The sequence below is a fragment of the Flavobacterium humidisoli genome (assembly GCF_023272795.1).
GTDB classification, from domain to species: domain Bacteria; phylum Bacteroidota; class Bacteroidia; order Flavobacteriales; family Flavobacteriaceae; genus Flavobacterium; species Flavobacterium humidisoli.
The window spans coordinates 289,174-304,976 of sequence record NZ_CP096829.1; the positions used below are offsets into that span (position 1 = coordinate 289,174).

Here is a 15,803-nt window from a genome sequence, read left to right on the forward strand (position 1 = left end):
ATATTCTGTTATTTTTGGATTTGGAATTTGAAAAAATTGGAATTTAATTCGCGACCTCGCTAATAAATTTAATACGCATTAGACGCAGTTCATCAATATCATAGTCGCCATCAAATTCTTTTAAGGCATCTTCGATTTTATCTGATTCTGATTCCATGAAGTAATCGTGAATTTCTTCTTGCTGATCGTCATCTAAAATATCATCCAGCCAATATTTGATATTTAGCTTTGTTCCAGAATAAACGATTTGTTCCATTTCTTTAATCAACGCATCCATCGAAAGTCCTTTCGCGGAAGCGATATCACTTAATGGCAGTTTTCTATCGATATTCTGAATAATATATAATTTGTTTGCAGAGTTTACTCCTGTAGATTTAACCACTAAATCGTCTGGGCGAATAATATCGTTGTCCTCAACATATCGGCTGATTAAAGCAACGAACTCGCTTCCGTATTTTTTTGCTTTTCCTTCACCAACACCATGAATATTGTATAATTCCTGTATTGTTATCGGATATTTTAAAGCCATATCTTCGATTGAAGGGTCTTGGAAAACTACAAATGGAGGAACTCCAAGTTTTTTGGCTACTTTTTTACGAAGTTCACGAAGCATTCCTGTTAAAACTTCATCTGCAGTACCAGAAGATTTCCCTCCCGTTACAATAGTTTCATCATCAGCCTCGGTGTATTCATGATCTTCAGACATCATAAATGAAACTGGCTTTTTGATAAAGTCAAGACCTTCTTGCGTAATTTTTATTACGCCATAAGTTTCAATATCTTTTGACAAAAGTCCTGTTACCAAGACTTGTCTCAATAAAGCCATCCAATATTTTTCGTCGTGGCCAGAACCAGAACCAAAATAAGGTTGTGTATCTGTTTTGTGCGCTTTAATGACAGCATTAATACGCCCTATTAAAGTAAAGACAATTTCTTTTGACTTGTAAATATGTTTCGTATCGCGAACAACTTCCAGCAGCTTAACCACTTCATCTTTGGCTTCTACTTTATGTTTTGGATTACGAACATTATCGTCCATATCGGCTCCTTCGCCTGTTTCGCTGTCAAATTCTTCACCGAAATAATGAAGAAGGAATTTTCTACGAGACATTGAAGTTTCGGCGTAAGCCACAACTTCCTGCAAAAGTGCAAAACCAATCTCTTGTTCGGCAACTGGTTTTCCAGACATAAATTTCTCCAGCTTTTCTACATCTTTATATGAGTAGTAAGCCAAACAGTGTCCTTCTCCTCCGTCACGTCCTGCACGACCCGTTTCCTGATAGTAGCTTTCTAATGATTTTGGAATGTCGTGGTGAATTACAAAACGAACATCTGGCTTATCAATTCCCATTCCGAATGCGATTGTTGCTACAACGACATCAACATCTTCCATCAAGAACATATCCTGATGTTTCGCCCGCGTTTTTGCATCTAAACCCGCATGATAAGGAACAGCACTGATTCCGTTTACTTGTAAAACTTCGGCAATCGATTCTACTTTTTTACGGCTTAAGCAGTAAATAATTCCAGATTTGCCTTTATGCTGTTTGATAAATCGAATAATATCCGATTCGATATTTTTTGTTTTTGTGCGAACTTCATAATATAAGTTCGGTCTGTTGAAAGACGCTTTAAAAGTATTGGCGTCTGCCATATCAAGGTTTTTCAGAATATCTTCCTGAACCTTTGGTGTTGCAGTTGCAGTCAGTCCAATAATAGGCACTTTCCCCAGCTGCTTAATTATATTTCTCAGATTTCTGTACTCTGGCCTAAAGTCATGTCCCCATTCTGAGATACAGTGCGCTTCATCGATAGCAACAAAAGAAATAGGTACACTTTGTAAAAAGGTTACATATTCTTCTTTTGTTAATGATTCGGGGGCGACATACAAAAGTTTGGTCAATCCAGACGTAATATCTTTTTTGACTTGAGCAATTTCTGTTTTAGTTAGGGAAGAATTTAATACATGTGCAATTCCATTCTCAGACGAAAGACTTCGAATTGCGTCAACCTGATTTTTCATCAAAGCAATTAAAGGAGAAACAACAATTGCTGTTCCTTCTTGAATTAAAGCTGGCAGTTGATAGCAAAGAGACTTTCCACCACCAGTCGGCATTATTACGAACGTATTCTTTCTGTCTAAAATACTCGTAATGACTTGCTCTTGCAAGCCTTTAAATTGGCTAAAGCCGAAATACTTCTTTAATTCTTTATGTATTTCAATTTCATTTGAATTCATTCTCTATATTAATGGTATTTTGTATAAATTTGCAACACATAAAGATACAACTTTCTTTTATACATACAAATTTTAAATATTCTGTTTTGATCACAAAAGAAAATATATTGGCGATTGCCAAGAAAACAATACTCTCTGAAAGTGAAGCAATTACAAAACTAATTGATTTTTTGGACGAAAATTTTTACGAAGCTGTCCAATGCATATACGAAACCAAAGGCCGTTTGATCGTGACGGGGATTGGAAAAAGCGCGATCATTGCACAAAAAATGGTGGCTACTTTTAATTCAACCGGAACTCCTTCTATGTTTTTACATGCCGCAGAAGCAATTCACGGCGACTTAGGAATGATTCAAAACGACGACATCATTATTTGCATTTCTAAAAGCGGAAATAGTCCAGAAATCAAAGTCCTTGTTCCTTTATTAAAAAGATTTGGAAACACCTTAATTGCTATTACAGGAAACACAACTTCATTTTTAGCAAAAGGTTCTGATTTGGTTTTAAACACAACTGTTGACACAGAGGCCTGCCCTATTAATTTAGCTCCGACAAATAGTACAACAGCACAGCTTGTAATGGGCGATGCTTTAGCCGTTTGTTTAATGGAAATGCGTGATTTTAAACCAGAAGATTTTGCAGTTTATCATCCAGGCGGTGCATTAGGAAAAAAACTATTGCTTCGCGTAAAAGATATGATAGAAAACTCACTAAAACCAACCGTTACCCCTGATACCTCTGTCAAAAAAGTGATTTTTGAAATCTCTGAAAAAAGACTAGGCGTAACAGCAGTTGTAGAAAATGATAAAATAATCGGAATTATTACCGATGGAGATATTAGACGAATGTTAAACGATAGAGATTCTATCGCAGACTTAACAGCCAAAGACATCATGACGAAAAATCCAAAAATGGTTTCATCTGAGACAATGGCAGTTGATGCTTTAAATATTTTAGAAGACTACTCTATTACACAATTAATTGTTTCTGACGAAGGAACATACAAAGGAGTTTTACATTTACATGACATTTTAAAAGAAGGAATCGTATAATGGCAAAAAAAAATCTTGGCGAAATGTCATTTTTAGATCATCTTGAAGAACTAAGATGGTTATTGGTTAGAAGTACACTTGCAACATGCATCATGGCATTTGTTACTTATTTTATTAGTGATTATTTATTTGATCAAATTATTTTAGGTCCGATAAGACCAACATTCTTTACCTATGTTTGGTTTTGCGACTTATCACATCAGCTAGGTTTTGCTGATAGCATTTGTATTACAGAACTGAATTTTATTATTCAGAATACCGAAATGGAAGGTCAGGTTAACATCTTTGTATGGATGTGTCTTTTGGCTGGTTTCATCTTGAGTTTCCCTTATATTTTATGGGAAATCTGGAAATTTATCAGTCCGGCCCTTTATGAAAAAGAAAGAAAGAATGCTAAATTATTCATTTTTGTCTCTTCCTTACTTTTCTTTTTAGGAGTATTATTTGGATATTTTGTTGTAATTCCGATGTCAGTAAACTTCGTTGCAACTTTCTCTGTGAGTGATGTTGTAAAAAACCAATTTACGCTGGAATCGTATATGGGAATGGTAAAAACAAGCATATTGGGAAGCGCGATCTTTTTTGAACTTCCAATTGCAATTTATTTCTTAACGAAATTAGGATTAGTAACCCCACAATTCTTGAGAAAGTACTGGAAATATGCCGTAGTAATCATTTTGATTATTGCCGCAATTGTAACTCCTCCAGACGTTGTGAGTCAAACTATTGTTGCAATTCCGATGTTACTTATTTACGAAGTCAGTATTCTAATTTCGAAGATTGTGTATAAAAATAAATTAAAAGAAAATGTCTGATATTATTCAAGAATTTAACGATTATCGTTCTAAAATGAACGAAAAACTGCTTGCTGACAATAACAAAATTGTAAAGCGAATTTTTAATCTTGACACTAATGCTTATGCTGAAGGCGCTCTTGATGTAAAAACAAAAGAACTTTTGGGTCTAGTAGCATCAACTGTTTTAAGATGTGACGACTGTGTAAAATACCATCTAGAAACCAGCTATAAAGAAGGCGTTTCTAAAGAAGAAATGATGGAAGCAATGGGAATCGCAACTCTAGTTGGAGGAACAATCGTGATTCCTCATTTAAGAAGAGCTTACGAATTCTGGGAAGCACTTGAAGAAGCAGGGAAATAATTAGAAAATGTGCCAATTTGATAATTAGATAATTTCTCCTGAAATACATTAATTATTTAATTTTGAAGCACAAATTCTAAATTTGAAAAACGCAATAATTTGTTAATTGATTTATCAAATCGATTATTTTAAATTTATTTTGTCTTTCAAATCAAATTATAAAATTGAATTTGAGATCGTTTTTTCATTATCTCATTATCTAATTTTCAAATTATCTAATTAAAAAAAATGAAGCTAAGAGCCGATAATTTAATCAAAACTTATAAAGGACGCAGTGTTGTAAAAGGGATTTCTGTTGAAGTAAATCAAGGAGAAATCGTGGGGCTTTTGGGTCCGAATGGAGCTGGAAAAACAACGTCTTTTTACATGATTGTGGGATTGGTAAAACCAAATCAAGGAAACATCTATCTTGACGATTTGAATATTACTGATTACCCAATGTACAAACGTGCACAGCAAGGAATTGGTTATTTGGCACAAGAAGCTTCTGTATTTAGAAAATTAAGCATTGAAGATAATATTCTAAGCGTTTTACAATTGACTAAACTTTCTAAAGAAGAACAGATTGCTAAAATGGAAAGTTTAATCGAAGAATTTAGCTTAGAACACATTCGCACCAACCGAGGCGATTTACTTTCAGGAGGTGAGCGTCGTCGTACAGAGATTGCTCGCGCATTGGCAACCGATCCTAAATTTATTTTATTGGATGAGCCTTTTGCAGGAGTTGACCCGGTTGCAGTTGAAGATATTCAGCGAATTGTGGCACAATTGAAAAATAAAAACATCGGAATCTTAATTACCGACCACAACGTTCAGGAAACCTTAGCGATTACCGACAAAACCTACTTAATGTTCGAAGGAGGAATTCTTAAAGCTGGAGTTCCAGAAGAATTGGTAGAAGATGAAATGGTTCGCCGCGTTTATCTTGGACAAAACTTCGAGCTTCGTAAAAAGAAACTTGAATTTTAAGAAAGTTATATCTGAATGGTAAAAAGTAAAATGCAAATTTCTTTTTACCATTTTTTTTTAATCTAATATTCTTAAAAAAGTTACGAATGAAATCAGAAAAACCAACTCAGGAAGATTACGATAATTGGCACAAAGATCCAAAGAATTGGTATTTCTTCAATACCTGTTATTATAATCCGAAAGACAAAAGATTACTTCCTCCCAAAAAGATTCAATGGATGGGCTACACTATAAATTTTGCCAATCCATATTCTGTCATGCTCCTATTGCCTTTTATAATAATTGTTATTTTAGTTTTATTGAAATAACTTTAAAAGTATTCCGTATTACTCAACAGTAATAAAATGCAATTGTTCTAAATCGCCATTGTAGATATTAACATCAACTCGGTGTTTGATTCCTGGCAAAGAAGCTTTTTCAGTAAACTGCCAAAACAGCCAATCATCTTCAATTTTTTCTCTGTAGAAATTATAATTGGCAATCCAGAAAAGATATTCGCTAAACTCTTCTTTTAAAAAATCTGAATAATATCGTTCCCCTGAATAAATTATTGGCCGAACCTGATAATGTTTCTCCACTTTATTCAACCAACGCTTCAAGCCTTTTTTCAAACTGTCTAAAGGCTGATTTTTCGGTAATCTTTCGATATCCAAAACTGGCGGAAGATCTCCCTTTTGCAATTTTACTGTTTTGATAAAAAGATCTGCTTGCTCAATCGAATTTTCGTTTGGACGATAATAGTGATAAGCGCCACGCATGATTTTATTTTCTTTTGCGCCTTCCCAATTTCTTTTGAATTGTCTATCTACACGATCATTTCCTGCAGTTGCACGAATAAAAACAAATTGAACCGGGTATTTTTCATCTAAAATTTCGACTTCTTCCCAATCGACTTTTCCCTGAAATTCAGACACGTCAATTCCAATTACTTTTCCTTTATGATTCTCAAGAACACGAATATTTCTAACATCAGAAAGGTGTTTGTCGACCGCATCTTCATCTAAAACCTTTTCTGTTTTAAAACCTAAATAATAAGCAAGCCCTTTGCGATAATGATAAATTATCCCAATGAATAAAAGTCCGAAAAAAATCAATAAAAGTCCTCGAAAAAGTCTGCTCAGAAAAGATCTTCCAGCTGGTTTTCTTGAATATGTTTTACGATAAGTCGTTTTTCTTGCCATTAAACAGAATTACTTTTTCAGAAATAGATTATTGATAATAGACAGTAAAACGTAGAATACAATAATCAGCGGAATTGCAATGTAATGAAGTAATGCCACTAGCAATACACAGACAATCAAAAATACGATTTGAAGTGCATTTTCTTTTAAGCTGAATTTTTTAATTTTTAAAGAAAACAACGGAATTTCAGCATTCATAATATAAGCGCTGCCTAATGTAATAAGTAATAAAACCCATTGATTTGTCAATAATTCAAGAATTATAAGAGACGAATCTGCATACATATCCAGAACTATTTGTAAACTAATAATAAAAATAGCATTTGCAGGAGTTGGCAAACCAATAAACGAATCTGTCTGACGCGTGTCGATATTAAAGTTGGCTAATCTGTAGCAGGCACCTAAAGTTATAATAAATCCTAAAAAAGGAACAATTGCTTGATTTCCTAATTGATCTCCGCCTCTTGCAAACATACTGTACATGACGTAACCTGGCACAACGCCGCTTGTCACCATATCTGCCAAAGAGTCCAACTGTAATCCAAGCGGACTTGAAACTTTAAATAATCTGGCAAAAAAACCATCAAAGAAATCAAAAAATATTCCTAAACAAACCATGTAAAAAGCCATTAAAAAATCTCCTTTCGAGACAAAAACAACTGCGACACAGCCACAGAAAAGATTGATTAATGTAATTAGATTTGGAATGTGCTTTTTAATATTCATAGTTTAAAGTTTTGATAATGGAAGAGAACAAATTTAGCATAATAACTCGATGCAAAACGAGTTTTTTGGAGAGTTTTTTATTTCAAAATATGACTTTCGGAATATTTAACTAAAGGAACTTATTAGATGAGTAAAATATTATATTTTTGATAAAAATTTAAAAACAGGCCTCGATCTGCAAAAACATATACATTGAAGAAATATTTAGTGTTTTTATTACTTTGGAGTTGTACTTTTCAGTATGCACAAACTGTTCGAAAATATTCGAATGAATTTATGAATATTGGTGTCGATGCCGCAGCTCTTGGAATGGCAAGTGCTGTAACTGCTTCGAGCAATGATGTAAATGCAGTTTACTGGAATCCTGCAGGTTTAACGCATCTTGAAGATCATCAAATTGCTTTAATGCACGCCAGCTATTTTGCTAATATTGCGCAATACGATTACATTGGCTATGCAAGCCCCATTGACGACAGAAGTGCTTGGGGAATTTCGATGATTCGTTTTGGAGTGGATGATATCATGGATACCACACAATTAATCGATAATCAAGGAAATATAGATTACAATAGAATTAGTCTTTTCTCTACTGCAGATTATGGTTTTACTTTTTCTTATGCTCGAAAACTACCTGTTGACGGATTTCAATATGGTGTAAACGCAAAAGTAATTCGAAGAATAATTGGAAAATTTGCTAATTCGTGGGGATTTGGATTTGATATTGGACTTCAGTTTGAAAGAAACGACTGGAAATTTGGCTTAATGCTTCGAGATATTACCACAACTTACAACATTTGGAATATTGACGAAGAAGAATATGCCAAAATCGCTAATGCAATTCCGGGAGAAAATAACGAATTGCCAGAAAGCACAGAAATAACACTACCAAAAGCACAATTGGGAATTTCAAAAAGATTTGATTTTCATAACGAATGCAGTCTTGTGACTTCTGCAAATTTAAATATGCGATTCGAACAGACAAATGATATCATTTCTTCAAAACCTATAAGTATAGACCCAGCTCTAGGGTTTGAGTTTGGATATACCGATTTGGTTTTCGTTCGAGCTGGCGCTGGAAATTTTCAGAACGTAACACAATTGGACAATACTGAAAAAGTAAACTTCCAGCCTAATATCGGTTTGGGATTTAGATATAAAGGCATACAAATTGATTACGCCTTAACTGATTTAGGAAATCAAAGCACTGCATTGTATTCTAATATTTTTTCGCTGAAAGTAGATTTAGGTATCTTTAGATAATAATTAGAAACCGAAAACATTAAAATTTTAAATCATGAAAACTGTCATGTCCAAGAAAGCACTTTTTATTTTATTATTCTTATCCAGTTTTATTGGTTTCAGCCAAAGTTTAGCTTTATCTAAAGATGCTAAAATTAGCATTCTGACTTGTGGACTTGGAAACGAAACGTATTCTTATTTCGGACACACAGGAATTAGAGTTTTAGATCCTGGAAACAATTTTGACGTTGTTTACAATTACGGAACTTTTGATTTTAGAACTCCAAATTTTGTTCTAAAGTTCGCAAAAGGAGATCTCCAATATTTTGCAACAGTACACTCTTATGCCGATTTTTTTAATGAATACACTTATGAAAAAAGAAGTATTTATGAGCAAGAATTACTGATTTCTCAAGATTTAAAACAAAAACTTTTTGACCGATTAAATGCCGTTTTAGCTTCTGACGAGCGTTATTATACATACAAATTTATCGATAAAAACTGCACTTCGATGGTTGTTGATGTGGTGAATAAAACTTTAGGCGGAAATGTAATTGCTAAAACAGAAGACACAGACAAAACCTATCGCTCTATTCTATTTCCTTACTTTGATGGTCATTTCTACGATCAATTGGGAACAAGCATTATTTTTGGAACGAAAGTAGATCAAATGGGAACAAGAATTTTTCTTCCATTTGAATTGAAAAACAGTTTAGACCAAACTACTTTTCAAAATAAACCTCTAGCTTCAAAAAGCACAACACTACTTGAATTTACAAAAGAAACACCAACTTCTTGGTGGAATAACATCTATACCTATCTTTTTATTCTGCTTTTTGTAATCTTCGCCCGAAACAAAACAGTCGATAAAATCTACTTTTTGATTTTATCTCTTATTGGAATATTCTTTGTTATTATGGGATTTTATTCTTTTCACCAAGAACTGGCAATGAATTATAATGTTCTATTATTCAGTCCACTATTATTGGTTTTAGTTTTATTTTCTATTTTCAAAAACAAATTATGGACTTATCGATTTTCGTTAATCAACTTTATACTTTTAGTGATTTACTTTTTGTTTTTGATTAACAAAGCACATTTCTTCATCACTTTACCGTTAATCGTTACAAGCGGAGTGGTTTTAGTGCGAACAGCTATTCGCAACAAAAAACCAATTCCGATTATAATCTAAAAAATATTATTGGCCTCTGTAGAACAAAACCGTAGTAATGGTTTTGAAAGTGATACTCAAATCAAGAAAAACACTTCTGTGCTTGATGTAGTATAGATCGTATTGAAGTTTAATCAAACTCTCATCTATAGATTCTCCATAAGAATAATTAACCTGCGCCCATCCTGTAAGTCCAGGCTTAATTACATGACGTGTTTCATAAAAAGGCATTACAGCAGCGATTTCTTCAACAAAAAAAGGACGCTCAGGCCTTGGGCCAATTACGCCCATGTCTCCTTTTAAAACATTAATAAATTGAGGCAGTTCATCTATTCTTGACTTTCGCATAAATTTACCAAATGGAGTAACCCTTTTATCATTATGAACAGCAAAAACAGCTCCATTGGTTTCTGAATTCTCTGTCATGGTTCTGAACTTATAGATCTTGAAAATATCTCCATTTTTCCCTACTCTTTCTTGAGTATAAAAAAGGCTTCCTTTATTTGCAAAGATGTTGCAAATAAAAATTATTGGCATAAAAACTAAGGAAATTAATAGTCCAAAAATAGAAAACATAATTTCTATAAGCTGAACAAATGACAAATAAAGTTTATTGCTATTACTTCTGCTGAAAGGAAAAAATCTATAAAAATCTTTTTCTATATGATGAACCGGGATTCGTTGTGTCTTACTTTCATAAACCTGAGTATATTCTCGTATAATAGTTCCCTTTTCTAATAAATGAAGCAATTGCTGATATAAATCTGGAGTGATTCCGTCTGTATTTTGAGAAGCAATAATGATTTCTGAAACATGATGTGTCGATACAAAATGTTCTAAAGCATCTTTCTTTACTTCTTTTACATAATGAAAATCTAGATTTTCATTTGCAATAGAATCGGAATTTACAAAACCAATAATTTTATAATGCGGATCGACATTCTCTAATCCTAAAACCAATTCTTCAACTTCGCTTTGGTCACAAATCAAAACTGCACTTTGAGAAAAACGATGAGAGGCTAGAAAGTAGCAGTAAAACAAACGCCATAACAACAGCGTGATTAATATTGTAAAATAAAATATTAGTATAACGAGCCTCTGTTTAGGCAATACAGGAGAAAGAATTGGTGTAAACAAATAAGCCAGGACAGTGGCAGTAACAGTAAAAACGACATTCTGCAGAATCTGAAGCTGATTGCTTGCCACTTGTAAATTATAAATTTCGAATATTACTCCAAAAATATAAAGATAGGCAATTAGTAAAAGAATACTCAACGAGCTGTGAATATCAAATTCAAAATAATGATAGTCAAATACTGAGCTTAATAGATATAACGCGGATAAAATAAAAATAGCATCGAAAGAAAGGAGTAATATCTTCCTCTCCGAAATTTCGAAATGCATTTTCTTTTTTGAGAACATCATTTGTAGGTTTTAATTGGGTTAGGGCAAAGCAAATGTATCGCAAAAAAATATAACTAATCTATTAATTTTCTGTTTCTTCAGGAATTTTCACTTGTACAAAAAGAAGCGATAATGCATATACAAACGCAGGGGCGGCAGTTCTCATTGCTGCATGATTAATGGTTAAAAGCCAAAATATTATAAATGGCAAAAAATATAAATGTTGTTTATTGTTTATATAAACTACAAATGGAACTGTAACAAGAATTAAAAAAGCTACAATCCCAAAAACTCCATGTTCGGCAAGTAGTCTGGTTATCTCACTATGTGATGCGGCTTGTCCTCCTAATTCCTCTTCCCTTTTGGATTTACTTAGCCCAGCTCCAACACCCAAAAGAGGGCTATCCATAAAAAGATTTATTTCTGCATCCATAATTTCTTCTCTTCCTCCCAAACGATCTTTTTTCTCACGGCCACGAGCATCTTTATTAGTATAACGTTTTTCAATTAGACCTCCTGTTTGAGAGGAACTATATGTCCAAACCCCAATACTGACGATTCCTGTTAAAATAAATATTAAATTTAATTTACTTTTCCCTTTGGCATTAGAAAAATAATAGAGTAAAAACAAAAAACACACAATCATTGCAGCTGCGGTCATAATTCCTCCTCTCGAAAAAGTAACAATGCCTCGATAACTGATGAAAATAAATAATATCGAATTAATAAATAACTCTATTTTAGATTTTGAGAATAAAATCAACTGTGTGAAAAAGATAAACATTCCAAGTCCCAAGATAGTAGAAACTTGATTCGGTCCAAAACCTCCTGAAGTTTCAAAATTTGATTGTGTACCAGTCACAACATCTTTAATACTTGGTGCATATAAAAATAGATATACAGTTATGGAAATTATTGGAAACCCCATTATTATTAAAACTTTCCCAAGTGTATCAAATGCAATTCTTCTATTAAACATATAAATCGCACACATAGCTATGCATAATGGGCCTGATAAATTAAAAAACAAAGATTTTTTAAGATCAACATCTATCCCAGCTTCCGAAATCGTAATGAAAATAGCAGGAACTAATAGTAATAAAAACACTAAATATATTAATCCATTTTTCGAAAAATTACTATAAACCATTCCAAAAATCATGAAGAATATTACGGAAAATTTTGCAAATTCATTGTTTAAATTTCCTCCCGTCATTCGTAAAAAAACCTCTGCTCCAACTAAATAAGCACTTACAAAAAGCACTTCATTATTTTTGTTTTTACTTGTATAAACAATTATAAATCCTACAATGATAATAAGTAAAGCATATATCTTGGATATAAATGGAATAACAAAGACGACTAATGCTAATAATGCATGAAAAACAATTAAGGTTAAATAAGTAAGTTTTGAGTTTTTCATTATAAAATATTTACTCTGCAAAAGTAATCAAAGATTGCAACCATGTAATGTACTCTTGTAAAATTGATTTTTCGCTAAAATTTTGATTCACAAAACAATTCAAATTTTTCCCTAATAATTTTCGGACACCTTGCTCTTCAATCAATTTCTGGACTGAATCTACAAACTGACTTAAATTATTTGAATCAATTATCAAACCTTCATTAGGTGAAGGAATAACTTTTGAAATTTCACCAACATTGGTTGCCACAACAGGTAAACTGGCTAGTCCATATTCTAAAACAGCCAAAGGAAGCCCTTCTGAAAAGGAGGTTAAAACTGCGATTTCGCACTGTTTCAACAAATCTTGTACATTATTTACTGCTCCATAAAAAAATACATTTTTAGAAAGTCCTTTATCTTTAACCTGATCAAATAGATTTGCGCTATAAGAATCGTTAAATTTTTTTCCTATCAAATGAAAAGTCCAATCCGGAAATTTTTCATGAATTTCCTTTGCACCATTAATCAATAATTCATGGTTCTTTTGAGGGCGTAAATTTGCAACACAAATTATTCTTTCACCATCTTTTCCTTCTAATTTAAAAGTACTTAAGGAAGCTTCAGGTTCGATAATAAAATTAGGAAAATATATAACATTTTGGCAATTTAGATAATTTTGCGCCCATTTTTTTAGAGGTTGATTGACAGAAATAATCCCTAAAAAGAAAAAGGATGAAAGTTTTAATATCAAATTTTTTCGTGCTGAAAGATTCTGTGAAATTCCATAATGATCATGCCAAATTATTTTAACCTTTGGTATTATTAGTTTCACTACCACTCCAATAAAGAATGAGGAACTATGTGCATGAATAAGCTCTACTTTATTCCTCTTGATATAATTTCTTAATCTTAAAATTGCACCTAAATCTAACGCAGATTTTTTTTTCAAGAATGAATAAGTTACTTTTTCATTTAAGTGATCTAAAAGTAAACCTTCATTTCTTGTAGCAATTAATCCTGAAAACTCAATTTTTCCAGCAAGTGAATTTGCATAGTTGACAGCCATACGTTCTGCACCACCAACTTCTAAAGAATCTATAATCTGTACAATTCTCATTTTATCAGCAATTTTGAGATTTCTTTTTCAAAAACATCTGTAGTGAAATTGCGTGACCATTCCATCGCTATTTGACTTTTCTTTAAAAAATCATTTTGGTTCACTATTAAATTCTCTATCTGTTCAACATCTTTATCCAAATCCATTTCAAGCAGAGTCCCACGTTTACCATAATCTAACATATAAGAAACACATGATACTTTTGTCGCTATTGGAGTGCAACCCCAAAACATTCCCTCTGCGATGGCTTTTGGCCACCCTTCACTTTTTGAAGGTAAAATTACAAAGTGACTTTTTTGATAAACATCCTTTAAAGTTTCTTTATTCTGATTTCCTTTTAAATTGATATATTCCTCCAGTTTATTCATTTGAACATAATTTTCTAGAGAATCTCTTTCGACACCATCTCCATACAAATCTAACGTCACATTGTAACCTTCTGTTACTAATTTTTCAACTAGTTCAATACTATATAAAGGATTTTTACCTGAAACTAAACTCCCAACAAAAACGAATTTAATTCCAATGTTAAAATCAGTTTTCTCAATATTCTCTTTTTCTGCTTCAGAATAAGTTGCTGTAAAAAATGGTTTTATATTCTTTGATTGATTTTCCCAGTCTCCATATACTAAAACTTGCATATTTCTTGTTAGAAATGCATTATTAAGAATCCATTTTTGTAAGCGATAGCTCCAAGGCTGTTTACTTTTAGGATCCCAATTTCCAGCATATTTTGCTGTTTTAATTTTATTTGGAAAAAGAACCTGAACAAAACAACCAATTAGCCCCATATTTCCTGGACATCTCAAATGAATATGATTGGCTGCTTTCATTGCCCAAAATATCTTCCAAAAGATAGTCGGCAATTTAAAAATTGATACTAAAATATTTTTTAGACTAATGAAACTAAAATCAGGAACTGCCTTAAAATTTATTTTATCATGCTGATACGAAATATCTATAGGAGTTATTTTTCGCTTTCTTAATGGAGCAACAATAATAACCTCGTCAACATATTCCAGCCAAATATTCATTTCTTGAACATAAGGTGAATATCCTAAATATTCATTGCTTTTGCAAACATGAGATACATGAGTTATGATAACAAATTTAACTGAGTTCAATCTTGTTTTTTTTTTCTACAATTGTTAGAATTCTCTTAATATAATTTTTAGGGTGCAAATATTTTTCACTCCAAAGCAGATTCTCTTCTCCCATTTCTAAATATTTCTTATTCTCTAATAGATAATCAATTTTTTCTGGCAGTTCTTCATAAGCATTACGACTGCTAAGCTTCTCATAATTCACATGTTCATTAAAATTGTCAACTGAAATATTGAGTGGTGTTGTAACAACTGCTTTTCCAAATAATAAGTATTCGCCTATCTTCCAACCAGGAGTATCTTTAAGCCCATCATCAGCTATACAAATATTGCTCTTATTTAACGTATTAAAATAATTATTTTTATTTGATTGTTTTTTATCAAGTATTAGATCGGGAGCCAAGGTAATTGCTAACGGGTCACTCAACAAACCTACCGAAGCCTGTTTATATTTTTTTCTCAATATCCTACACGCATTAACTCTAAATTCATTCTGAAGTCTTCTGCGCTCTTTTTCATCCTCATCTTTATGATTATCTGGATTCCATAATCTTGTATAAAAAATCACATTTCCTCCAAAATCAATTGCCTTCTTCGGATATCTTTTTACGTCTACATGCTTATGTGAGGAACTTGTAAAAAAAGAAAACCGATCCATTGCTCTAACTACTTCGGTCCGGCTATATTTATGAAATAGTATGTCAGTCTTTAAGTTCATCAACAATAAATGACTTTTGTAAGACATTGACGTATTAAAATTTAGAGGGTATATATTATTTACATGATCTGCAGTGCGAAGAGATCTTTTAAAATAAAAATCATACAATTCTGGCAAATCTATAAACTCTGGCGAGTCAGAATAATCAAAATAAATCCGTTTGTTTTCGATATATAATATTCCTCCGTTGTATTTTATTTTTTCATTTTTTACTAAATTAAACTCTATTCTCTCTTTTTTACAAAAATAAAAATAAGAATATACAAGCTGATTAATGTGTGAAGTCCAAACTGACAATTCTAATTTCATAATTACTCGCCT

At 32.4% G+C, this 15,803-nt stretch carries 15 protein-coding genes; 7 read left to right on the plus strand and 8 right to left on the minus strand.

The features are described 5' to 3' along the window. Positions 1-43: 43 nt before the first annotated feature. Positions 44-2,239 (minus strand): DNA helicase RecQ, encoded by a 2,196-nt coding sequence (gene recQ / locus M0M44_RS01420; RefSeq protein WP_248728196.1) that lies wholly within the window; start codon positions 2,237-2,239, stop codon positions 44-46. Positions 2,240-2,325: 86 nt separating this feature from the next. Here recQ and M0M44_RS01425 point away from each other — a divergent pair, with 86 nt between their 5' ends. From M0M44_RS01425 to M0M44_RS01445, 5 genes are all read left to right on the plus strand, one after another. Continuing rightward, the gene (locus M0M44_RS01425) at positions 2,326-3,291 is read left to right on the plus strand and encodes a KpsF/GutQ family sugar-phosphate isomerase (protein WP_248728197.1); all 966 of its coding nucleotides are present in this window, start codon (positions 2,326-2,328) and stop codon (positions 3,289-3,291) included. Further along, positions 3,291-4,106, plus strand: a complete 816-nt coding sequence (tatC, locus tag M0M44_RS01430) for a twin-arginine translocase subunit TatC (protein ID WP_248728198.1) — start codon at positions 3,291-3,293, stop codon at positions 4,104-4,106. Before M0M44_RS01425 ends, tatC begins: the two co-directional genes overlap by 1 nt. Beyond that, positions 4,099-4,449 (plus strand): carboxymuconolactone decarboxylase family protein, encoded by a 351-nt coding sequence (locus M0M44_RS01435; protein ID WP_144217757.1) that lies wholly within the window; start codon positions 4,099-4,101, stop codon positions 4,447-4,449. The genes tatC and M0M44_RS01435 overlap by 8 nt, the downstream gene beginning before the upstream one ends. A gap of 228 nt (positions 4,450-4,677) precedes the next feature. Next, entirely contained in the window at positions 4,678-5,418 is a 741-nt protein-coding gene (gene lptB, locus M0M44_RS01440; protein ID WP_029272155.1) for an LPS export ABC transporter ATP-binding protein, read from the plus strand. A gap of 86 nt (positions 5,419-5,504) precedes the next feature. Beyond that, on the plus strand, positions 5,505-5,726 hold the full coding sequence (locus M0M44_RS01445) for a DUF5808 domain-containing protein (RefSeq protein ID WP_095929367.1): 222 nt from the start codon (positions 5,505-5,507) through the stop codon (positions 5,724-5,726). Positions 5,727-5,744: 18 nt separating this feature from the next. Here M0M44_RS01445 and M0M44_RS01450 read toward each other — a convergent pair whose 3' ends face one another. Continuing rightward, positions 5,745-6,599, minus strand: a complete 855-nt coding sequence (locus M0M44_RS01450; protein ID WP_248728199.1) for a glycoside hydrolase family 25 protein — start codon at positions 6,597-6,599, stop codon at positions 5,745-5,747. Between the two features lie 9 nt (positions 6,600-6,608). Beyond that, positions 6,609-7,325 (minus strand): CDP-alcohol phosphatidyltransferase family protein, encoded by a 717-nt coding sequence (locus M0M44_RS01455; RefSeq protein WP_248728200.1) that lies wholly within the window; start codon positions 7,323-7,325, stop codon positions 6,609-6,611. Between the two features lie 192 nt (positions 7,326-7,517). Between M0M44_RS01455 and M0M44_RS01460 the strand changes: the two genes are divergently transcribed. Further along, positions 7,518-8,585: a putative type IX sorting system protein PorV2 gene (locus M0M44_RS01460; RefSeq protein ID WP_248728201.1), complete on the plus strand. Its 1,068-nt coding sequence runs from the start codon at positions 7,518-7,520 to the stop codon at positions 8,583-8,585. Between the two features lie 34 nt (positions 8,586-8,619). Beyond that, positions 8,620-9,756, plus strand: coding sequence for a lipoprotein N-acyltransferase Lnb domain-containing protein (locus M0M44_RS01465; RefSeq protein ID WP_248728202.1), 1,137 nt, complete (start codon positions 8,620-8,622; stop codon positions 9,754-9,756). 6 nt (positions 9,757-9,762) lie between these two features. Here M0M44_RS01465 and M0M44_RS01470 read toward each other — a convergent pair whose 3' ends face one another. From M0M44_RS01470 to M0M44_RS01490, 5 genes are all read right to left on the minus strand, one after another. After that, positions 9,763-11,157, minus strand: coding sequence for a sugar transferase (locus M0M44_RS01470; RefSeq protein WP_248729974.1), 1,395 nt, complete (start codon positions 11,155-11,157; stop codon positions 9,763-9,765). Between the two features lie 64 nt (positions 11,158-11,221). Further along, entirely contained in the window at positions 11,222-12,562 is a 1,341-nt protein-coding gene (locus tag M0M44_RS01475; protein WP_248728203.1) for an O-antigen ligase family protein, read from the minus strand. A gap of 10 nt (positions 12,563-12,572) precedes the next feature. After that, positions 12,573-13,661: a glycosyltransferase gene (locus M0M44_RS01480; RefSeq protein ID WP_248728204.1), complete on the minus strand. Its 1,089-nt coding sequence runs from the start codon at positions 13,659-13,661 to the stop codon at positions 12,573-12,575. Continuing rightward, entirely contained in the window at positions 13,658-14,785 is a 1,128-nt protein-coding gene (locus M0M44_RS01485; RefSeq protein ID WP_248728205.1) for a glycosyltransferase, read from the minus strand. Before M0M44_RS01485 ends, M0M44_RS01480 begins: the two co-directional genes overlap by 4 nt. Further along, positions 14,772-15,791, minus strand: a complete 1,020-nt coding sequence (locus M0M44_RS01490) for a hypothetical protein (RefSeq protein WP_248728206.1) — start codon at positions 15,789-15,791, stop codon at positions 14,772-14,774. Before M0M44_RS01490 ends, M0M44_RS01485 begins: the two co-directional genes overlap by 14 nt. Positions 15,792-15,803: the final 12 nt, after the last annotated feature.